Here is a 20,507-nt window from a genome sequence, read left to right as displayed (position 1 = left end):
CCCGGACCGCTTCGGGGCTCGGTGCTTCGCTGTCCCGGTGGCTGCGGCAGGATGGACGCCACCTGGTGCGTACGCATGACCACACGTTCGCACTGAAGACAACCGCTGGAGACGCCCGGTGAGTTCCCCAGATCCGACCGTTCGCGCAGCGCGAAACGCTGCGGCCCAGACCGAGAAGGCAGGCGATAACGCAGGCGGCACCACGGACCGGCCGCTGCGCCGGCCCGTCATTGCCGTCACCGGAGCCGCATCCGGAGTCGGGGCGCTGCTCACCCGCGCCCTGGTCGCCTCCGACGAGGTCAAGGAGGTGGTGGCCATCGACGAGCGGCGCGGCGACGTCGCCGAGGCGCACTGGCACGTCCTCGACGTCCGGGACCCGGCCATCGCCGACAAGCTGCGCGGTGCGGACGTCGTCGTCCACCTGGCGCTCGACCTCGACCTGGAGACCGACGACGCGGCGCGCACCGCCTACAACGTGCGCGGCACCCAGACCGTGCTCACGGCCGCCGCGGCCGCCGGTGTCCACCGGGTGGTGCTGTGCACCTCCGCCATGGTCTACGGGGCGCTGCCCGACAACGATGTGCCCCTGGCCGAGGACGCCGAGCTGCGCGCCACCGCGGACGCCACCGGTGTCGGCGACCTCCTGGAGATCGAGCACCTGGCGCACCGCGCGCCCCGGGCCCACCCCGGCCTGAACGTCACCGTGCTGCGCCCCGCCGTCCTGGTGGGCGGCACCGACACCGCGCTGACCCGCTACTTCGAGTCGCCCCGCCTCCTGGTCGTCGCCGGATCCCGTCCCGCCTGGCAGTTCTGCCACGTCGAGGACCTGGTCAGCGCCCTGGAGTACGCGGCGCTGGAGAAGGTCGACGGCGAGCTGGCGGTGGGCTGTGACGGCTGGCTGGAGCAGGAGGAGGTCGAGGAGCTGTCCGGCATCCGGCGCATGGAGCTGCCGTCCTCGGTCGCCCTGGGCGCCGCGGCCCGGCTGCACCGGATCGGCCTGACGCCGTCGCCCGCCGGGGACCTCGCGTACACGATGCACCCGTGGGTGGTGAGCGGCAGCCGGTTGCACGATGCGGGCTGGCGTCCCCGCTGGACGAACGAGGAGGTGCTCGCCGAGCTCCTGGAGGAGGTCGCCGGACGGCACACCGTCGCCGGCCGCAGGCTCGGCCGCAAGGACGCCACCGCCGCGGGTGCCGCCGGTGCCACCGTCGCCCTCCTGGGCACCGCCGCTCTGGTGCGGCGCGCCCGTAAGGCCCGCCGCCGTATCTGAGCCGGACCGGGCCCGCCGGGCTGGAGGAGTCTCCATACGGCGGCCCGGACGACCGGCGGAAACGGCCATTCCCGTGGCGCCTCCGGTACGGCACGATGGGGGTATGTCTGGCACGCCCTCCCCTTCGTCCCCCGGCCGCGACCACCCCGGTGAGCGGGCCGCGGCGGACCCGGTCCGGCTCCTGGAGATCCGCGATACCCCGCTGTCCGTGGACGAGGTGTTCGCGGCCGTGGGCGACGCGGCGGCCGGCGGCACGGCCCTGTTCGTCGGCACGGTCCGCTCGCACGACAACGGTGCCGACGTCGAGGGCCTGGGCTACTCCGCGCACCCGACGGCCGAGGCGGAGATGCGCCGGATCGCCGAGAAGGTGATCGCCGACTTCCCCGTCCGAGCGCTGGCCGCCGTCCACCGGGTAGGGGATCTGCGCATCGGTGATCTGGCCGTGGTCGTCGCGGTGTCCTGCCCGCACCGGGGCGAGGCGTTCGAGGCCTGCCGCAAGCTGATCGACGATCTCAAGCACGAAGTACCGATCTGGAAGCACCAGACGTTCTCCGACGGGACAGAAGAATGGGTCGGCGCGTAGCGCCGTCTTCTGGGGGCGGAGGTCGGGTGACGGGCGGGAGGGTCGGCGCGTAGCGCCGTCTTCTGGGGGCGGAGGTCGGGTGACGGGCGGGAGGGTCGGTGCGTAGCGCCGTCTTCTGGGGGTGGAGGTCGGGTGACGGGCGGGAGGGTCGGCGCGTAACCACGTTTTCTCCGGGCAGGCGACAGAGCAGACGGGGCGGGCGATGGCCTCCGAACGGGAGGCCGAACCGGTGCCTTATGTTCCGGTTGCGTAACCCGCCCCCTGGCATGAGCGTTGACCGAGCAGATGGTTAATCTGCTTATTCGTCGATCGCGGTCATACAAGGGGTTGGGAGGTCGCTGATGGGTGCGCTCCTCTGGTTGTTGATTCCGGTTGGCGCCGGGCTGGTTGCCGCGGTGTGGAGCAGCTGGGCCCTACGGAATCGCAAGAGCGGGGACGTTGCAGAGCTCGCGGGCTATGCCCGGTTCCGGGATGCCATGGAAAAGGAGCATTCCGTTTCCGATCCCGCCTCGGACCCGGTCTGATATTCGCCGTTCGTCAGCGGAAGTCATCGCCACCCTTCGGGGTGGCGATGGCGCGTGTGCGGGCCGACCCCGTACGGACGGCCCCGCGGGCCGGTTGTCATACCCGTCCCGTACTGTCGTTCCATGCCACGCCGCACCGCGACGCTGCTCGCCTCGATCCTGATGTTGATCGCGCTGCTCTGCGCAGGGGTGCTGATCCCCGTGCCGTACTCCGAGATGTCTCCGGGGCCGACGGTCAACACTCTTGGTGATCACGACGGCGAGCCGGTGCTGCAGATCTCCCAGCGGAAGACGTATCCGACGACCGGTCACCTCAACATGACCACCGTCCGGGTCACCGGCCCCGACTACCGGATGAACCTCTTCGAGGCGGTGTACGGCTGGCTCGACCACGACAACGCCGTGGTGCCGCACAAGACGCTCTACCCCGAGGGGCAGACGGCCGAGCAGGCCGACCAGGAGAACGCCGAGGAGTTCAGCCAGTCCCAGGAGAGCGCGAAGGCCGCCGCCCTCCGGCAGCTGCACCTCCCGGTCGCCGCCCAGACCGTCGTCGGCTCCGTCGTCAAGGACAAGCCGGCCGACGGACGGCTGCACGCGGGCGATGTGATCAAGGCCGTGGACGGCACGGCGGTCAAGCAGACCGGCGACGTCGCCAAGCTCGTCACCCGGCACAAGCCGGGCGAGAAGGTCGTCTTCTCGATCATCCCCGCCAAGGAAGCCGCCGCGGCGGAGAAGCGGGGCAAGAGGCCCCAGGCCGGTGCCAAGCAGGTCACGATCACCACGCAGAAGGCGGACGACGGCCGCGCCATCGTGGGCATTCAGGCCGGGGTGGACCACATCTTCCCGTTCCCCATCGACGTCAAGCTGGCCGATGTCGGCGGCCCGAGCGCCGGGCTGATGTTCGCGCTCGGCATCGTCGACAAGCTCACGCCCGGGGACATGACGGGCGGCAAGTTCGTGGCCGGCACGGGCACCATCGACGACAAGGGCAAGGTCGGCCCGATCGGCGGCATCTCGATGAAGACGGTCGGCGCGCGCGACAAGGGCGCGGAGTTCTTCCTGACGCCCAAGGACAACTGCGCCACGGCGGCCAAGGACATCCCGCAGGGGCTCACCCTGGTCAAGGTCGGCACCATAGGCGACGCCGTCAAGGCGCTGGAGAAGATCCGCAAGGGCGACACCGCCGGCCTGCCGAGCTGCAGCCCGGCAGGCCGTTCCTAGGACGGACCCGCCGAGCTCCCGGTAGCCGGACGCGAACCGCCCGGCCCGGGGGAGCGGCCCCGACGGCCGTGATCAGGCCTCGAACGTCGCGGCCAGTGCCTCCGCGAGGCCCGGCACCAGTGCCGAGCCGGTGAGGACCTCGGACGTGGAGTCCTTCTCGCGCAGTCGCAGCGCCGACTCGCGGCGTCCGTCCCGCAGCACGGCCACCGTCATCCGGACCTCCTGGCGGTCCGGGTGCCTGGCGACCCACTTGGCGAGCTGCGCCTCGTCCATGCCCGCGGGCTCGGAGTCCTCGGCGGACGGCGGCAGCATCAGCCGCTCGACGGTCAACGCACAGCCGGTGACGGCATCCGGCCAGGCAATCGTGCCCAGGAACTCGTCCAGCGGGACGCCCGCCGGGATCTCGTCCTGTTCCACGGGGGTCAGGGACGTGGTGGTGGAGTCGTCGATACCGAGCTGGGCGGCGAGCGAGGGCTCCTGGGCACGCAGCTTGGCGGTGTCGACGAGGGCGAACAGTCGGGCCGGCTGATCCCAGCCGAGCCCGGCGCTGTACTCGTCGATCTCGAGTACCGCGCGGGTCAGGGGGTCGGCGGCGAGGGGGGTGCCGTCAACGGGGAGGTTGGTCATGCTCAACATCGTGCCTTGTGTACCCCGGAAAGCGGGAACTGAGTAAAGCCTTCGTAAGTTGCATCGGTGGGTCCTACTATCGCCGGGCCTGCTTCACACGACAGCGAACTTCGAGGTGCGCACCTTGGCTTTCCAGATGCCGGACCGCGGCGGAGGCCCGACAGGGCCACGGATCAGAGTCGGCCGACCATCGCGGCGGATCCGGACCCTGCTCATGACATTGGGTGTGCTGGCCGTATTGGCCATGCTCTTCGTGATGTTTGCAGGGTTTTGGACGGATTGGCTCTGGTATCGATCGGTCAAGTACTCCTCGGTCTTCACGACCACCCTGTGGACCAAGATCGGTCTGTTCTTCTCCTTCGGCGTCCTGATGGCCGTGGCCGTCGGCGTCAACATCTGGCTGGCGCACCGGCTGCGGCCGCCGCTGAGCGCGATGTCCATGGAGCAGCAGAGCCTGGACCGCTACCGGATGAGCATCGCGCCGTTCAAGAAGTGGGCGCTGATCGCGATCACCGCGGTGATCGGCCTGATCGCGGGCGCCTCGGCCTCCGGCGAGTGGCGCACCTGGCTGCAGTGGGTCAACGGCGTGCCCTTCGGCAAGAAGGACCCGCAGTTCGGCATGGACGTCGCGTTCTACGCCTTCGACCTGCCCTGGTACCGCTTCCTGCTGAGCTTCGGCTTCGCCTGTGCGGTGCTGTGTCTGGTCGCCGCGGCGCTGACGCACTACCTCTACGGCGGGCTGCGGCTGACCAGCCCCGGTTCGCGGGCGACGGCGGCGGCGACCGGCCATCTGTCGGTGCTGCTGGGCATCTTCGTCTCGCTCAAGGCGATCGCGTACTGGCTCGACCGGTACGGCCTCGCGGTCAAGTCCAGCGGCCTGAAGTCGGCCGACAACTGGACGGGCCTGCGGTATGTCGACGCCAACGCTTATCTCCCGGCGAAGACCATCCTGTTCTTCATCGCGGCGATCTGTGCGGTGCTGTTCTTCGCCACCCTCTGGCGGCGGACCTGGCAGCTGCCGGTGATCGGCTTCGGCCTGATGGTGCTCTCGGCGGTCCTCATCGGCGGGCTGTACCCGGCGATCGTGCAGAAGTTCCAGGTCCAGCCGAACGAGCAGGCCAAGGAAGCGCCGTACATCAAGCAGAACATCAAGGCGACCCGGGATGCGTACGACATCCAGGACTCCGAGGTCACGCCGTACAAGGGCGACTACCAGCCCACCGGCAAGGCGGACAGCCAGCGGCTGCGCGACAACGCCGACACCACGGCCAGTATGCGGCTGCTCGACCCGAACGTGGTCTCGCCGGCCTTCCAGCAACAGCAGCAGGTGCGGGGCTACTACCAGTTCCCGTCCACCCTGGACGTCGACCGCTACAAGGACAAGGACGGCGCCGAGCAGGACACCGTCATCGGTCTGCGTGAGCTGAACATCGCCGGTATCCCCGAGCGCAACTGGATCAACGACCACTTCAAGTACACCCACGGCTACGGCGCGGTCGCCGCCAAGGGGACCGAGGCCTCCGAAGGCGGTGGCCCGAAGTACACCGAGTCGGATCTGCCGTCCAAGGGGCAGCTCCCCCCGTACCAGCAGCGGGTGTACTACGGCGAGAAGACCTCGCAGTACTCCATCGTCGGCGGTCCGCAGAAGGAACTGGACTACTCCGACGACAGCGGCGAGAAGAGCTACAGCTACCGGGGCAAGAGCGGCGTCAACCTCGGGAACCCGATCAACCGTGCCGCGTACGCGGTGGCGTTCGGGGAGCCGCAGATCCTCTACTCCGGCGCGATCGGCGACGGCTCGCGGATCCTGTACAACCGCACGCCCAAGGAGCGCGTCGAATCCGTCGCCCCCTGGCTGACCATCGACGGCGACGCCTATCCGGCGGTCATAAACGGCCGGATCAAGTGGATCGTCGACGCCTACACCACCAGCAACGGCTATCCGTACGCCTCGCGCACCACGCTCGGGGACAGCACGGCCGATTCGCTCACCGACGGCCAGCGGGCGGTGGTGGCCCAGCAGAACCAGGTCAACTACATCCGTAACTCCGTCAAGGCGACGGTGGACGCCTACGACGGTTCGGTCAAGCTCTACCAGTGGGACGAGAAGGACCCGGTCCTCAAGACCTGGATGAAGGCGTTCCCCGACACGGTCGAGAAGAAGAGCGCCATAAGCCCGGCGCTCAAGGAGCATCTGCGCTACCCGCAGGACCTCTTCAAGGTGCAGCGCCAGCTGCTGACCACGTACCACGTCACGGACCCCGGCACCTTCTACACCGGCTCCGAGCGCTGGCAGATCCCGAACGACCCGACGACCAAATCGGGCAACGCCGTACCGCCGTACTACCTGAGCATGAAGATGCCGGACCAGAAGAACCGCGCGTTCTCGCTGACGACGACCTTCACGCCCAACAAGCGCGACAACCTCGGTGCGTTCATGGCCGTCGACGCCAACGCGACCAGCCGCGACTACGGCAAGATCAGATTGCTGAAGCTGCCGTCGGAGACGCCGGTGCCCGGCCCGCAGCTGGTGCAGTCGAAGTTCAACTCCGATCCGGTCATCGCCAATGAGCTGAACATCCTCAAGAAGTTCGGCGACTCGGAGATCGAGTACGGCAATCTGCTGACCGTGCCACTGGACGGCGGACTGCTTTATGTCGAACCGGTGTATCTGCGCGGTGCCAACACCAACTACCCGCTCCTGAAGAAGGTGTTGGTCAGCTACGGCGACAACAAGCCCGTCCTGGAGGACTCCCTCAAGGACGCGCTGGATGTGGTCTTCGGCAAGAAGGCGCCCAGTACGGGCACGGAGGAGCCGCCGGGCGGCGGCGACACCGGCCAGCCACCGTCCGACCAGACGGTGCAGCAGGCTCTCGCCGATGCGCAGAAGGCCTACGAGGAGGGCGAGAAGGCGCGTACCTCGGGCGACTGGGCCGGTTACGGCGAGGCCCAGAAGAAGCTGAAGGCCGCGCTGGACCGGGCGGCGAAGGCGTCCGAGAAGGGCAAGCCGGGCAGCTGAGCCGGCCCGCCGTGTCTCCTGGCCCTGGTGCCGCCGGTGCGAACCGGTGGCACCAGGGCCGCGTCGGTGCGGGGGCCGTCCGCCACCGTGATACCTTGTGGACACAACGACGCGGGGTGGAGCAGCTCGGTAGCTCGCTGGGCTCATAACCCAGAGGTCGCAGGTTCAAATCCTGTCCCCGCTACTGAAAGCCGAAGGCCTGGATCCTCAAGGATCCGGGCCTTCGTCATGTGTTCAGGTCGATCTTGGTCAAGGCCGGGTCGTACGGCCCATGTGGGGAAGCTGTGTGCTTGAGTTTGACAAGTCGTCGTGTCGGGAAGTCGACAAACCGCTGAAGTGACCTCACTGGCTGCGGTATACCAGGTGTACGCGGGTTACAGGTGATGCGACGATGGGTCTTATGGGGGACAAGGCAAGGTTGTTGGAGACGGACCGGTTTGTGCATGCGCCCGACGACGGGCGCGAATCCGACCTGCAGATGGACGCGATGGAGGCCGCGGAGGCCGCCGAGGCGTCCGATGCCGTGACCGAGTCCGGCCACCGCCGGGCCGCCGAGGCGGGCGACACCGCCGCAATGAGCGCGCTCGGCGCGATGCTGCTGCGCCGCGGCGACCTCGACGGCGCCGAGCCGCATCTGCGTTCCGCGGCCGCCGCCGGTGACCGCGCCGCGGCCAACAACCTGGGCGTGCTGCTCCACCAGCGGGGCTACGGGGACGAGGCGGCCGGCTGGTGGCGCATCGCCGCCGTGGCGGGTTCCGCCGCCGCAGCGCACGCCCTCGGGCGCCACTACCGCGAGCGCGGCGACGAGCCGGCCGCCGAGTACTGGCTGCGCCAGTCCGCCGAGTCCGGCCACTGCCTGGGCGCCTACGCCCTCGCCGATCTCCTGGAGCACCGCGGCGACATCGGTGCCGAGCGCTGGTTCCGTACGGCCGCCGAGCGTGGCCACCGGGAGGCCGCATACCGCCTCGCCCGGCTCATCGAGGACGGGCGCGACGCGGACCACCGTGGGGTCCCCGCGTACGGGGAGCTGAACCAGCAGGAGGAGGCCGAGCAGTGGTACCGCCAGGCCGCCGCGCGGGGCCACCGGCGGGCCGCGCTGCAGCTGGGCGCGCTGCTGGAGGAGCGCGGTGACGTCCAGGAGGCGGGACGCTGGTACCTGTCCGCCGCCAAGGACGGAGAGCCGCGCGCCGCCTGTGCGCTGGGCTTCCTGCTGCGTGACGCGGGGGACGAGGAGAGCGCCGCCGAATGGTGGCGGCGCGCCGCCCAGGACGGCGATGGCAACGCTGCCAATGCGCTCGGTGCGCTGCACGCCGACCGTGGTGAGCTGCAGACCGCCGAGCGCTGGTACCGCGCCGCGCTGGACGCCGGGGACGTCAACGGCGCCTACAACATCGGGCTGCTCTGTGCCGAGCAGGGCCGGGAGGGGCGTGGCGAGCAGTGGTACCGCCGGGCCGCCTACGCCGGACACCGTGAGGCCGCCAACGCGCTGGCCATCCTGCTGCTGCAGCGCGGCGACGCCTCGGGGGCCGAGCCGTGGTTCTCCAAGGCGGCCGAGGCGGGCAGTGTGGACGCCGCGTTCAACCTCGGCATTCTCTTCGCCGGGCGCGGCGAGGAGCGCATGGCGCACACCTGGTACGAGCGGGCGGCCGCGGCCGGGCACACCGAGGCGGCGCTGCAGGTCGCCATCGTGCAGCTGCGGGACGGTGAGCTGCAGGACGCGGAGCGGAATCTGCGCTGTGCGGCCGGCGGCGGCAGCGCCGAGGCGGCCTTCCGGCTCGCCGACCTCCTCGACCGCAAGACGACGGCCGCGGGCGAGGGGCTCGCGGACAGTGAGCGCGCGGCGGACGACGAGAGCATGCAGTGGTACGAGCGGGCCGCGCGTCAGGGCCACCGTCGCGCCCAGGTCCGGGTTGGCATGTTCGCGGCGGCTCGCGGCGAGGTCGTCGAGGCCGCCGAGTGGTACCGCGCGGCGGCCGAGGCCGGCAGCCGTAACGGCGCCTTCAACCTCGGGCTGCTGCTGGCCCGTGAGGGCAGCCTCCCGGAGGCCGCCCTGTGGTGGCAGCGTGCCGCCGAGGAGGGGCACGGCCGGGCGGCTCTCCGGCTGGCGCTGCTCGCCGCCCGGCGCGGTGCGCTGGCGGAGGCGCAGAGCTGGTGTGCGCGCGCCGTGGAGCAGGGGCCGCCGGAGGTGGCGGAGCGTGCGGCGCGGCTGCGGACGGCGCTCCAGGAGGAGCTCAGCGCGTAACAGGCGGCAGTTCCGGAAGCCCGGGGCCGGGCCCACAGGGCCGGGTCCCGGGCCCCGCGGAAGGAATTTGCGCTGGTCGTCGGGCCGGGGTTAAAGTGTGGACACAACGGCGCGGGGTGGAGCAGCTCGGTAGCTCGCTGGGCTCATAACCCAGAGGTCGCAGGTTCAAATCCTGTCCCCGCTACTGAAGACGAAGGCCCGGATTCTCTGAGAATCCGGGCCTTCGTCGTGCTCACTTCCGGAGCCGGTGGCCGACCGCCTCCGCGTACAGGCTGCGGTCGACGAGCCGGTCCTCCGGCAGTGGCGCCCCTTGGGTGACGCCGGCGTCGCGGTAGGCCTTCTGGAGCCGGTCCGTGGTGCCCTTTCTGATCTCCCAGTCCATGCGGAGCGAGGGCACCGAGGTCAGGATCTGCCCGTCGACGTCCAGCAGTTTCGCGAGCTCGGCGGCGAAGGTCTTGTCGGCCTTGTAGTCGCCGGTGAAGTACGTGTTGACCGTGCGGAGGTAGGCGCGCAGGAAGGCGACGCCGGCGTCCGGGTCCTGCTGGAGCAGATTCGGGCCGTAGAGGGCGCCGCCGAGCGGTTCGCCCCGGGGCTGGCCGCCGAGGAAGGCGTACCGCTCGTCGCCGTCGACCCGCCGCCAGACCGGGTCGAGCAGCCAGGCGGAGTCCACGCCGCCGCCGGTCAGGGCGGTCAGTACGTCGGAGGAGCCGAGCTGCTGGAAGGCGACGGAGCCCAGGCGGGCGCCGTGACCGGCGAAGGTCCGGGTCATCGGGTACATGATCACGGAGCCTTTCCCGATCATGGTGCCCAGCTTCGCTCCCTCCAGGGAGGCCGAGGCGGCGCTCTCGCCGCTCTTCAGGCGCACCCACAGGCCGCTTTTGGACCTGGGGTCGGGGGAGAAGTTGCCGGCCACCCAGCGGATGTCGAAGCCGCCGTTGACGCCGTTGACGACGGCGGCCTCGGGGGCCGCCCACAGGGCGTCCAGTTCGCCCTTGGCCAGCAGCGGCAGCGCCTCCGGGGTGGGCAGGACCTCCAGCCGGACGTCCAGGCCCTCCTTCGCGAACTCGCCCCTGGCGAGGGCCAGTCGCAGCGGCGCCACGTACTCGGCCTTGAGGGTGCCGGTGGCGACCGTGAGCGTGCGGCGTTTCGCGAGGCGGCGCGGGGCCGGGGCGCCCTTGTCGCAGCGGGCCGGTGCGCGGTCCGGGGCGAGGTCGGCGGGGTCGGTCCAGGAGACCGTGCCGCAGCCCGCCACGGGCTTGACGGTGCGGGGCCGGGCGGCGGACGGGCTGGTCTCGGGGGCGGCGCAGCCCGCGCCGAGGGCGAGTGCGGCGATCAGCGCGGCAGTGGTGGTGCGGATGCGCATGGGACCTCCGTACGGGGGCGGCGTCCGGTCGGACGGGGCGGTGCGGGGATCAGCTGCGGGGCCGGCCGCGGTCGCGGGGTGCCCACGGGGTGAGGAAGCGCCCGGCCAGCCGCACCAACTCGGAGAAGAGCACGCCGAATACGGCCACACAGACGATGCCGACGAACATCACGTCGTTCTGGAACAGGGCGCGGGAGTCGAAGATCAGATGCCCGAGGCCGTCGGTGGCGGCGATCTGTTCCGAGGCGACGATGACCAGGACGGCCACGCCCGCGGCGATCCGTGCGCCCACGAGGACGGCGGGCAGCGAGGCGGGCAGCAGGACGTGCCGGAACATCTGCCAGGGGCCCGCGCCGAAGACCTGGCCCGCGTCGCGGTGGCCGGAGGGGATGGCCATCACGGCCGCCATGGTCGAAATCCAGACGAAGAAGAAGACGGTGGTGGCGACGAGGGCGACCTGCGGGCCCTCGCCGAGCCCGAACATGTTGAGGAAGACCGGCAGCAGGGCCAGCTTGGGGACCACGTACAGGGCGTCCAGGAGGGGTTCGAGGGCGGCCCGTACGAGAGACAGTGAGCCCATCAGCAGGCCCAGGAGACAGCCGGTGACGGTCCCGACGGCATAGCCGGCCAGGACGCGCCGGAGGGTGGCCCACACGTCCGGCCACAGCTCGCCGGCCAGGGCGCGGTCCCAGCCGTCGGCCAGGATCGTCGACGGTGCGGGGTAGATGCGGTCGTCGAGCCAGGCCCGGTCGGCGGCCAGCTGCCACAGCAGGACGAGCAGGAGCGGAACGGCGACGGCGAGCGAGATCTCCAGGGTGCGCCGGCGGCGGTGGGTGCGCTCGGGGCGCAGTTCCCGGGGGCCGGGGCGGCGGACGAGGAGGCGGTCGGCCGTGGCGGGCCGGTCGTCCTCGTGGCCGGGCCGGGGGAGTGCGCTGGTCATGCGGGGACGGCCCCCTCGGTGGTCCGGTGTGCCGGGCCGTTCCGGTCGACCTCGTCGCGCAGCAGCTGCCACAACTCGGCCTTCACGGCGGTGAATTCGGGGGTGGCGCGGACGTCGCCGGTGCGGGGGCGGCCGAAGGGCGGGCGGCGTTCGGCGATGATCCGGCCGGGGCGGGCGGACATCACCAGGACCCGGTCGCCGAGTACCAGTGCCTCTTCGAGGCTGTGGGTGATGAAGAGGGTGGTGGTGCGGGTGGTCTGGGTGAGGTCGAGCAGTTCGTCCTGGAGGACGGTGCGCAGCTGGGCGTCGAGGGCCGCGAACGGCTCGTCCATCAGCAGGATCCCGGGCTCCACGGCGAGTGCGCGGGCGAGGGCGACGCGCTGGCGCATACCGCCGGAGAGCGTGGCCGGGTAGGCCGCGGCGAAGTCGGCGAGCCCCATCCGGGCCAGCCAGGAGCGGGCCCGTTCGTCGGCCTCCTTACGGGGCACGCGCTGGAGGTCGAGGCCGAAGCGGACGTTGGCCAGCACGGTCTTCCAGTCGTAGATGCCGTAGTCCTGGAAGATCATCGCGGCCGGGCGGCCGGCGCTCACCCGGAGTTCCAGCTCGCCCTCACTGGGACGCAGCAGCCCGGCGGCGATGCGCAGCAGGGTCGACTTCCCGCAGCCGGAGGGGCCGACGACACAGACGCATTCACCGGGCGCGATATCGGCATCGACGGGGCCGAGGGCGGCCAGCGCCTTGCTGCCGCGGCCGAACGAGCGGGCCAGGGCGCGGGCGCGCAGGGCCGGTGGTGTGGGCGGGTCGGCGGGTGGGTGGTGCGCTGCGGAGGAAGGGGGCGGCTCTCCCACGGGGTGCTCCTTGCGGAGTGCGGACAGGGTGCCGCCGTGGTGCGGGCCCGGGCCCGGTGGCGCCCGGTGGCCGGAAAGCGCGGCGCGCCGACGATATGACGGGGCGTCAGATTCGGGCAAGGGTCGTGCGGGCATGGGTGTGCGGTGTGTGCAGATGTGGTGGTGCGGTGACGAGGGCGACGGGCCGGCCGGGTACGCGAAGGAGCCCGCGGCCGGGTGGGCGCGGGCTCGATGCGGTGTACGGAGTGGTCCGGTGCGGGAGCGGCCCGCGCGGGGGCCGGCTTCCCCGGGCGTCAGGACGGGGCGCTGCAGTTGGGGCAGATGCCCCGGTAGGTCACGGTGACCTCGGAGACCTGGAAGCCGTAGCGCTCCGGCTCGGGCAGTGCGGAGAGCGGGTCGCCCTGGAGGTGGACGTCGCGGATCGTGCCGCACTGCGAGCAGATGAGGTGCTGGTGGTCGTGGTGGGCGTTCGGGTCGTAGCGCTTGGCCCGGCCGTCGGTGCTCACCTCGATCACCTCGCCGAGCGACACCAGCTCGCCCAGGGTGTTGTAGACCGTCGCGCGGGAGATCTCGGGGAGCCGGTCGGATGCCAGCGCGTGCACTTCGTCGGCGGTGTAGTGGACGTGGTCCCCGTCGAGGACCTCGGCGACGACGCGTCGCTGCGCGGTCAGCCGCCAGCCGCGTCCCCGGAGCCGTTCAAGCAGGTCACTCATGCCATTCACCTATCAGTCAGATAGACCCAGGGTAGCAGCGGCCGTCCATCACCGGATCGTGTACGAGTTTCGCTTTCTTCTTGACTTAGACAATGTCCAATGTAGGATCGTGACCGGCGCAAGCCAAGGGCAGGTGTAGAAGACTTTCAGGAGGCGCACGTGTCGGTAGAGAGCATCACTGGACCGCTGACCACGGAGTCCGGGGCTCCGGTCGGGGACAACCAGAACAGCGAGACGGCCGGCATCGGCGGACCCGGCCTCATCCAGGACCAGCTCCTGATCGAGAAGCTCGCGCACTTCAACCGTGAGCGCATCCCGGAGCGCATCGTGCACGCCCGTGGCGCCGGTGCGTACGGCACCTTCACGGTGACCGCGGATGTGACCAAGTACACCCGCGCGAATTTCCTCTCCGAGGTCGGCAAGCAGACCGAGACCTTCCTGCGCTTCTCCACCGTCGCGGGCAACCTCGGCTCGGCCGACGCGGTGCGTGACCCGCGCGGCTTCGCGCTGAAGTTCTACACCGAAGAGGGCAACTACGACCTCGTCGGCAACAACACCCCGGTGTTCTTCATCAAGGACGCCATCAAGTTCCCGGACTTCATCCACACCCAGAAGCGCGATCCGTACACCGGCTCGCAGGAGGCGGACAACGTCTGGGACTTCTGGGGCCTGTCGCCCGAGGCCACCCACCAGGTCACCTGGCTGTTCGGCGACCGCGGCATCCCCGCCTCCTACCGCCACATGAACGGCTACGGCTCGCACACCTTCCAGTGGAACAACGAGGCCGGTGAGGTCTTCTGGGTCAAGTACCACTTCAAGACCGACCAGGGCATCGAGAACCTCACGACCTCCGAGGCCGCGGAGACCTCCGGCCTCGACCCGGACAGCCACCAGCGCGACCTGCGGGAGTCCATCGAGCGCGGCGACTTCCCGAGCTGGACCGTCCAGGTGCAGATCATGCCCGCGGCCGAGGCGGCCAACTACCGCTTCAACCCCTTCGACCTGACCAAGGTCTGGCCGCACGAGGACTACCCGCCGATCGAGATCGGCAAGCTGGAGCTCAACCGCAACCCGCAGAACATCTTCGCCGAGGTCGAGCAGTCGATCTTCTCCCCGCACCACTTCGTGCCGGGTATCGGCCCGTCCCCCGACAAGATGCTCCAGGGCCGTCTCTTCGCGTACGGCGACGCGCACCGCTACCGCGTCGGCATCAACGCCGACCACCTGCCGGTGAACCGTCCGCACGCCACCGAGGCGCGCAGCCACGGCCGGGACGGTGTGCTCTACGACGGCCGTCACGCCGGGCAGAAGAACTACGAGCCCAACAGCTTCGGCGGCCCCGTCGAAACCGGCCGGCCCCTGTGGCAGCCGGTCGCCGTGACCGGCCCCACCGGTGAGCAGGCCGCGCCCTCGCACGCCGAGGACGACGACTTCGTCCAGGCCGGCAACCTCTACCGGCTGATGGCGGAGGACGAGAAGGAGCGCCTGATCGACAACCTGGCGGGCTTCATCTCCCAGGTCTCCCGCGACGACATCGCCCAGCGGGCGATCGAGAACTTCCGCAAGGCGGACGCGGACTACGGCAAGCGGCTGGAAGCCGCGGTCCAGGCCCTGCGCGGCTGAGCACCCCCCTTTGCGGCTAAACCGCCGCCGCTCTCGCGTAGGTGGTTGCACGCCGTGGGGGTTGCTCAATTGTCGGTTGCCGTAATAAGCGAAGAGGCCGGATGCCATGGGGCTTCGGCCTCTTCGTGCGGGCGGCTCCGGGGTGTTGGTGCCCGGAGCCGTTCGTGGTTCAGGCGGGTACGGGGCGGGCTCGCTCCGTGGTGGTCGACCAGCAGCGGATGATGTCGCGTACGGAGACCACACCGACCGGTTCCTGGTCGTTGAGCACGATCAGATGGCGGAAGCCGCCGCGCACCATGGCGTCCGCGGCATCGTCCAGGGTCCAGTCCGGAGCGGCGAAGACCACGTCCGGGGTGGTGTGGGTCTGGGCGGTCTCCCGGTCGGGGTTCTCGCCCGCGCCGAGGGAATTGAGGATGTCGCGCTCGGTGAGGATGCCGATGCCGCAGGTGTCGCTGTCGAGGACCACGGCCGCGCCGATGCGGCGGGCCGCCATCAGCTGTGCCGCCTGGCGGAGGGTGTGAGCGGGCCCGATGGTGAGGACCACCGTGCTCATGGCGTCTTTGACGTACATGGGCATGGAGTGGAGCCACCTCCTTGGTGAATGTGCTTGCGAAGGGATTCACAAGTTCACAAAGTGGGGGATTCTCATGTTCACACGCCTCCGCCGATGCAACAAGGGGCAAGCGCTGGACGGTTGTCCGATTGCGCGCCCCGCCGCAGGTCAGTGCGGGGAGTCGCCGAGATAACCCAGCAGATCCTCGTGCAGCAGACCGTTCGAGGCCGCCGCGTTGCCGCTGTGCGGGCCCGGCTTGCCGTCCAGTCCGGAGAACTGCCCGCCGGCCTCCTTCACGACCACCGCACAGGCCGCCATGTCCCACAGCGACAGCTCCGGCTCCGCGCAGATGTCCACCGAACCCTCGGCGATCATCATGTACGGCCAGAAGTCGCCATAGGCCCGGGTGCGCCAGCAGTCCCGGCTCAGATCGAGGAAGCTGGGCAGCTTGCCGCGCTCCTCCCAGCCGGTCAGCGAGGAGTACGCGAACGAGGCGTCCTGGATGCGGCCCACCTTGGAGACCTGCAGCCGGGTCGCGGAGGTCAGGCTGCGGCCGGTGAAGGCCCCCAGGCCGTCGGCGGCCCACCAGCGGCGGTTGAGCGCCGGTGCGGAGACGATGCCGACCACCGGGCGGTCACCGCCCTCCCCGCGCTCCATCAGGGCGATCAGCGTCGCCCAGACCGGCACCCCGCGCACATAGTTCTTGGTGCCGTCGATCGGGTCGATGATCCAGCGACGCGGCCCCGCGCCCTCGCTGCCGAACTCCTCGCCGAGCACCGCGTCCCGTGGCCGGGCCCGCTGGAGCTGGCCGCGGATCAGTTCTTCGGCGGCCTTGTCCGCCTCACTCACCGGTGTCATGTCCGGTTTGGTCTCGACCTTGAGGTCGAGTGCCTTGAAGCGCTCCATGGTGGCGGCGTCCGCGGCGTCCGCGAGAACATGGCCGAGGCGAAGATCATCGTGATAGTCGGGCATGTGCGAACAGTATCCATTGGTATACGCCGGAGCCACACGGCCGTGTGCCGCCCGGCGTGTGGCGGTCCGCGCGGCGCCGGTGAGCGCCTGCCGCGACGACCCTTGACAGCATCTGGCGGTGCGTCAATTCTGTGCGCACACCGGCTACCCGGGGCCGGCGGCCGGGGAGGCGACGGATGCCCGCAGCGCGTGAATCCTTGCTGGACGCCGCCTACACGGCGCTGACGGAACGGGCCTGGACGGCCGTACGGATGGTCGATGTCGCGGCCGCGGCCGGGGTGTCCCGGCAGACGCTCTACAACGAGTTCGGCAGCAAGGAGGGGCTGGCCCGCGCCCTCGTCCGCCGGGAGACCGACAACTACCTCGCCGGGGTCGCACGGGCGCTGTCCCAGGGCTCCCCAGCCGCCGGCACCAGGGGCGACGCGGCGGGCCGGGTGGCGGCCGCGGCCGCCTGGACACTGCGGACCGCACGCGCCAACCCCCTGGTCAGAGCCGTACTGACGGGCTGCTGGAGCGACCGGCTGCCGGCCCCCTCGCCGGCCGCCGCCGACACCGCGCCGCTCCGGGCCGCCCGGCCCGGCATCCCCGCGCAGCGGGCCGCCCCGTCGGGCGACGGACCGCTGCCCGGGCCCGCCGATCTCGTCGGCCGGTTCTGCGACGAGGCGGTCGCGGCGCTGGAGCCCGACTGGCCCGAGGAGCAGCTGCCGGCCCTGGGGGACGCCTGTGAAACCGCGGCGCGGCTGACCCTGGCCTGTGTGGTCGCCCCGGTGACACCGGGTACGGCGCCGTCCCCGGGGCGCGTACCGGCACCGTGGTCACGCCGGGAGCTGGAGACGGAGGCGGTGTCCCGGCTCGTACGGGGCGCCTTCGCCCGGGTGCCGGCCGACGCGCAGCCGGGGGAGCGCCGCTGACGGGGTGTCACGGCCACGCAGGCGGACGGCAGGGGCGGTGCGCGGGGCGCCGGCTCAGTGCGCCGCCCCCGACAGCTGGAGCCCTACCACCCCGACGATGACCATCGTGATGGAGACGATCTTCAGGGTGGAGACCACGTCGCCGAGGAAGACCATGCCGTAGATCGCCGTACCGGCCGCGCCGATGCCGGTCCACACCGCATACGCCGGGCCGACGTCGAGCTTGCGCAACGCCAGCGTCAGCAGACCGAAACTGCCGAGGGCGAAGGCCGCGAACGCGATGGTCGGGAACAGCCGGGTGAAGCCGTGCGAAAGCTTGAGGCAGACCGCGAAGCCGGTCTCCAGGATCCCCGCCACCACGACCAGCAGCCACGCCATGTCCCATTGCCTCCGTCAGCTAGGGCCTGTCCCGGGCGAGCGACGACGGGGCGTCAGAAACACTCCCCAAGGCCCCGTCCGGGCGATCCGGGCCCGACGGACCCCTGCGCCGACCTCGGTGTGATTATGCCTTTACCTCGGACGGACGGTGGCAAACTTCGGCGATCAGTCGCCCTCGCGTCGCTCACGGGTGGCCAGGAGGCGGCGCAGGGAGTAGAGGCGGGCCGGATCGGCGTGGCCGTCGGTGACCCACTGGTCCAGCGCACAGTCCGGTTCGTCGTGGCTGCAGGCACGCGGGCAGTCCGCGGTGCCCGGTTCCAGGTCCGGGAAGGCGTGGATGACCCGGGACGGGTCGACGTGATGCAGCCCGAAGGACCGGACGCCGGGGGTGTCGATGACCCAGCCCGAGTCGTCGGGCAGCGGCAGCGCCAGCGCGGAGGTGGTGGTGTGCCGCCCGCGGCCGGTGACCGCGTTGACATGGCCGATGGCCCGGCGGCGCTCCGGGACCAGGGAGTTGACCAGGGTGGTCTTGCCCACTCCGGAGTGCCCGACGAACGCCGTCATACGGCCCGTGAGCGCCGCCCTGACCCGCTCGGCGGCGCTGCCGTCGGCGAGTTCGTCGCGGTTGGTGACGAGGTAGGGGACGCCGAGCGCGCCGTAGGACTCCAGCAGGGTGTCCGCGGAGGCCAGATCGGACTTGGTCAGCACCAGCAGCGGGTCGAGGCCCGCGTCGTAGGCGGCGACCAGACAGCGGTCGATGAGCCGGGGGCGCGGCTCGGGGTCGGCGAGCGCGGTGACGATCGCGAGCTGGTCGGCGTTGGCGACCACGACCCGCTCGAACGGGTCGTCGTCGTCGGCCGTACGGCGCAGTGTCGAGGAGCGCGGCTCGACCCGGACGATCCGGGCGAGGGTGTCCTTGGCGCCGGTCAGATCGCCCACGACGGCGACCCGGTCGCCGACCACCGCGCTCTTGCGGCCCAGTTCACGGGCCTTCATCGCGGTGACCGTACGGCCCTCGATGAGACAGGTCAGCCGGCCGCGGTCGACGGTCAGGACCAGCCCCTCGCCGGCGTCCTCGTGCTTGGGCCGGATGTTGGTGCGGGGGCGGTTGCCCTTGGGGTTGGGGCGGACGCGGATGTCGTCCTCGTCGGGGTTCTTTCCGTAGCGGCGCATGGCGGCGTCAGCCCTCAGCCTCTCCGGGCGGGTACGGCCGCCGGGTCGAGCATGTCCGTCCACATCGCGGGGAAGTCGGGCAGCGTCTTGGCGGTGGTGGCGACGTTCTCCACCTGCACACCCTCGACGGCCAGGCCGATGATCGCCGCGGCGGTGGCCAGCCGGTGGTCCTCGTAGGTGTGGAAGACCCCGCCGTGCAGCGGGCGCGGCCGGATGTGCAGACCGTCCGCGGTCTCGGTGACATCGCCGCCGAGCTCGTTGAGCTCCTTGGTGAGCGCGGCCAGCCGGTCGGTCTCGTGCAGCCGGAGGTGCGCCACCCCGCGCAGCGTGGAGGGGGAGTCGGCCAGCGCGGCGACCGCGGCGATGCCGGGGGTCAGCTCGCCGACCTCGCTCAGGTCGACGTCGATGCCGTGGATCCGGCCGCTGCCGGTGAAGGTCAGCCCCCGGTCGGTCAGCTCGCAGGAGCCGCCCATGGTGGTGAAGATCTCGCGCAGTGCGTCACCGGGCTGCGTGGTGTGCTCGGGCCAGTCCGGGATGGTGACGCGGCCGCCGGTGACCAGCGCCGCGGCCAGGAACGGCTGGGCGTTCGACAGGTCCGGCTCGACGACCAGATCGCGGCCGAGCAGGGCGCCCGGGGTGACCCGCCAGACGTTGGGCTCGCCGCCCGCCTCCGGGGTGTCCACCTGCGCGCCGACGCTGCGCAGCATGTCGACGGTCATCCGGATGTGCGGCATGGAGGGCAGCGCCGCGCCCACGTGCCGGACTTCGACGCCCTGGTTGAAGCGCGGCGCGGACAGCAGCAGCGCGCTGACGAACTGGGAGGAGGAGGACGCGTCGATCTCGACCCGGCCGCCGTCCAGGCCGCCGCTGCCGAACACCGTCATGGGCAGTGCGCCGCGGTGGTCGTCGTCGATCCGGGCGCCCAGGGCGCGCAGTGCGTCGATCACGCCGCCGAGCGGACGCTCGTAGGAGCGCGGGTCGCCGTCGAAGCGGATCGGACCGTCGGCGAGCGCGGCGACCGGCGGCAGGAAGCGCATGACCGTTCCTGCGTTGCCGACGTCGATGGTGGCCGGGCCGTGCAGGCCCGCCGGGATCACCCGCCAGGCCTCGCCGCCGCCGGGCTGCCCGGCGGTGTCCGTGGCACCGGCCGAGCTGGAGGAGGCGGTCTCCTCGATGCCGACGCCCAGGGTGCGCAGCGCCTCGGCCATCAGGAGCGTGTCACGGGAGCGCAGCGGCCGGCGCAGCCAGCCGGGCTCGGCGGAGAGGGCGGCCAGGACCAGGCCGCGGTTGGTGACCGATTTGGAGCCGGGCACGGTGACGGTGGCATCGACGGCCCCCGGGGCGAGGGGGGCGGGCCACAGGGCGGGGTGAGTGGGGCTCTCGGTCATGCCCTTACTTTAATGGCTGGGCAAGGGTGCCGATCTTGATCAAAAGCGGCGCAACCCCTGTGAAACATGGCACTGGTAAGGCGCTCACGTGCCGGAACCTCGTCCGCGACGGAAGCGCCGGCCGTGCCGGCACGTGAACCGGCCGTCGGCGCGGGGCGG

18 protein-coding genes and 2 tRNA genes are annotated in these 20,507 nt (G+C 71.0%); 10 read left to right on the top strand and 10 right to left on the bottom strand.

All coding sequences use genetic code 11. The annotated features are described in order from the left end of the window. Positions 1 to 118: 118 nt before the first annotated feature. The 4 genes from SLV14N_RS13105 (at position 119) to SLV14N_RS13090 (ending at position 3,598) form a co-directional block, all read left to right on the top strand. The gene (locus SLV14N_RS13105) at positions 119 to 1,270 is read left to right on the top strand and encodes an SDR family oxidoreductase (RefSeq protein ID WP_208681077.1); all 1,152 of its coding nucleotides are present in this window, start codon (positions 119 to 121) and stop codon (positions 1,268 to 1,270) included. Positions 1,271 to 1,373: 103 nt separating this feature from the next. Next, positions 1,374 to 1,853 carry a molybdenum cofactor biosynthesis protein MoaE gene (locus tag SLV14N_RS13100; RefSeq protein ID WP_208681076.1) on the top strand — a complete coding sequence of 160 codons (480 nt, stop codon included), beginning with the start codon at positions 1,374 to 1,376 and terminating at the stop codon, positions 1,851 to 1,853. Between the two features lie 341 nt (positions 1,854 to 2,194). Then, positions 2,195 to 2,377, top strand: a complete 183-nt coding sequence (locus SLV14N_RS13095) for a hypothetical protein (RefSeq protein WP_208681075.1) — start codon at positions 2,195 to 2,197, stop codon at positions 2,375 to 2,377. Between the two features lie 123 nt (positions 2,378 to 2,500). Then, positions 2,501 to 3,598 (top strand): PDZ domain-containing protein, encoded by a 1,098-nt coding sequence (locus SLV14N_RS13090; RefSeq protein ID WP_208681074.1) that lies wholly within the window; start codon positions 2,501 to 2,503, stop codon positions 3,596 to 3,598. Between the two features lie 72 nt (positions 3,599 to 3,670). Here SLV14N_RS13090 and SLV14N_RS13085 read toward each other — a convergent pair whose 3' ends face one another. After that, positions 3,671 to 4,225: a PPA1309 family protein gene (locus SLV14N_RS13085; protein WP_208681073.1), complete on the bottom strand. Its 555-nt coding sequence runs from the start codon at positions 4,223 to 4,225 to the stop codon at positions 3,671 to 3,673. A gap of 214 nt (positions 4,226 to 4,439) precedes the next feature. Here SLV14N_RS13085 and SLV14N_RS13080 point away from each other — a divergent pair, with 214 nt between their 5' ends. The 4 genes from SLV14N_RS13080 (at position 4,440) to SLV14N_RS13065 (ending at position 9,670) form a co-directional block, all read left to right on the top strand. After that, positions 4,440 to 7,244 carry a UPF0182 family protein gene (locus SLV14N_RS13080; protein WP_208681072.1) on the top strand — a complete coding sequence of 935 codons (2,805 nt, stop codon included), beginning with the start codon at positions 4,440 to 4,442 and terminating at the stop codon, positions 7,242 to 7,244. A gap of 110 nt (positions 7,245 to 7,354) precedes the next feature. Next, positions 7,355 to 7,428 (top strand) — tRNA-Met (locus tag SLV14N_RS13075). Positions 7,429 to 7,635: 207 nt separating this feature from the next. After that, positions 7,636 to 9,486: a tetratricopeptide repeat protein gene (locus tag SLV14N_RS13070; RefSeq protein WP_208681071.1), complete on the top strand. Its 1,851-nt coding sequence runs from the start codon at positions 7,636 to 7,638 to the stop codon at positions 9,484 to 9,486. Positions 9,487 to 9,596: 110 nt separating this feature from the next. Next, a tRNA-Met gene (locus SLV14N_RS13065) sits at positions 9,597 to 9,670 on the top strand. Positions 9,671 to 9,718: 48 nt separating this feature from the next. On the opposite strand, the gene SLV14N_RS13060 is transcribed toward SLV14N_RS13065, so the two are convergent. From SLV14N_RS13060 to SLV14N_RS13045, 4 genes are all read right to left on the bottom strand, one after another. Continuing rightward, positions 9,719 to 10,849, bottom strand: coding sequence for an ABC transporter substrate-binding protein (locus SLV14N_RS13060; RefSeq protein WP_263269398.1), 1,131 nt, complete (start codon positions 10,847 to 10,849; stop codon positions 9,719 to 9,721). A gap of 49 nt (positions 10,850 to 10,898) precedes the next feature. Next, complete coding sequence (locus SLV14N_RS13055) at positions 10,899 to 11,789, bottom strand: ABC transporter permease (RefSeq protein WP_263269397.1); 891 nt, start codon at positions 11,787 to 11,789, stop codon at positions 10,899 to 10,901. Continuing rightward, positions 11,786 to 12,571, bottom strand: a complete 786-nt coding sequence (locus tag SLV14N_RS13050) for an ABC transporter ATP-binding protein (RefSeq protein WP_263273131.1) — start codon at positions 12,569 to 12,571, stop codon at positions 11,786 to 11,788. The genes SLV14N_RS13055 and SLV14N_RS13050 overlap by 4 nt, the downstream gene beginning before the upstream one ends. Positions 12,572 to 12,930: 359 nt before the next feature. Next, entirely contained in the window at positions 12,931 to 13,350 is a 420-nt protein-coding gene (locus tag SLV14N_RS13045; protein WP_208681069.1) for a Fur family transcriptional regulator, read from the bottom strand. Positions 13,351 to 13,509: 159 nt separating this feature from the next. Between SLV14N_RS13045 and SLV14N_RS13040 the strand changes: the two genes are divergently transcribed. After that, positions 13,510 to 14,973 carry a catalase gene (locus tag SLV14N_RS13040; protein ID WP_208681068.1) on the top strand — a complete coding sequence of 488 codons (1,464 nt, stop codon included), beginning with the start codon at positions 13,510 to 13,512 and terminating at the stop codon, positions 14,971 to 14,973. A 169-nt stretch (positions 14,974 to 15,142) separates the two neighbouring features. On the opposite strand, the gene SLV14N_RS13035 is transcribed toward SLV14N_RS13040, so the two are convergent. Together SLV14N_RS13035 and hisN are read right to left on the bottom strand one after the other, a co-directional pair. Further along, positions 15,143 to 15,544: a cyclic nucleotide-binding/CBS domain-containing protein gene (locus SLV14N_RS13035; protein ID WP_208687853.1), complete on the bottom strand. Its 402-nt coding sequence runs from the start codon at positions 15,542 to 15,544 to the stop codon at positions 15,143 to 15,145. Positions 15,545 to 15,694: 150 nt separating this feature from the next. Continuing rightward, positions 15,695 to 16,498: a histidinol-phosphatase gene (gene hisN / locus SLV14N_RS13030; protein WP_018089473.1), complete on the bottom strand. Its 804-nt coding sequence runs from the start codon at positions 16,496 to 16,498 to the stop codon at positions 15,695 to 15,697. A 176-nt stretch (positions 16,499 to 16,674) separates the two neighbouring features. Between hisN and SLV14N_RS13025 the strand changes: the two genes are divergently transcribed. Beyond that, the gene (locus SLV14N_RS13025; protein WP_263269396.1) at positions 16,675 to 17,409 is read left to right on the top strand and encodes a TetR/AcrR family transcriptional regulator; all 735 of its coding nucleotides are present in this window, start codon (positions 16,675 to 16,677) and stop codon (positions 17,407 to 17,409) included. A 54-nt stretch (positions 17,410 to 17,463) separates the two neighbouring features. Here SLV14N_RS13025 and SLV14N_RS13020 read toward each other — a convergent pair whose 3' ends face one another. From SLV14N_RS13020 to aroA, 3 genes are all read right to left on the bottom strand, one after another. Continuing rightward, positions 17,464 to 17,787, bottom strand: coding sequence for a multidrug efflux SMR transporter (locus tag SLV14N_RS13020; RefSeq protein ID WP_018089475.1), 324 nt, complete (start codon positions 17,785 to 17,787; stop codon positions 17,464 to 17,466). 165 nt (positions 17,788 to 17,952) lie between these two features. After that, on the bottom strand, positions 17,953 to 18,960 hold the full coding sequence (rsgA, locus tag SLV14N_RS13015; protein ID WP_018089476.1) for a ribosome small subunit-dependent GTPase A: 1,008 nt from the start codon (positions 18,958 to 18,960) through the stop codon (positions 17,953 to 17,955). Between the two features lie 14 nt (positions 18,961 to 18,974). Then, positions 18,975 to 20,348 carry a 3-phosphoshikimate 1-carboxyvinyltransferase gene (gene aroA / locus SLV14N_RS13010; RefSeq protein WP_208681066.1) on the bottom strand — a complete coding sequence of 458 codons (1,374 nt, stop codon included), beginning with the start codon at positions 20,346 to 20,348 and terminating at the stop codon, positions 18,975 to 18,977. Positions 20,349 to 20,507 lie beyond the last annotated feature (159 nt).

Source organism: Streptomyces sp. Je 1-4 4N24 (genome assembly GCF_026239515.1).
GTDB classification, from domain to species: Bacteria; Actinomycetota; Actinomycetes; order Streptomycetales; family Streptomycetaceae; genus Streptomyces; species Streptomyces nigrescens.
Note: the sequence above shows the minus strand (reverse complement) of the source record. Positions and strands in the feature narration are given on the sequence as shown.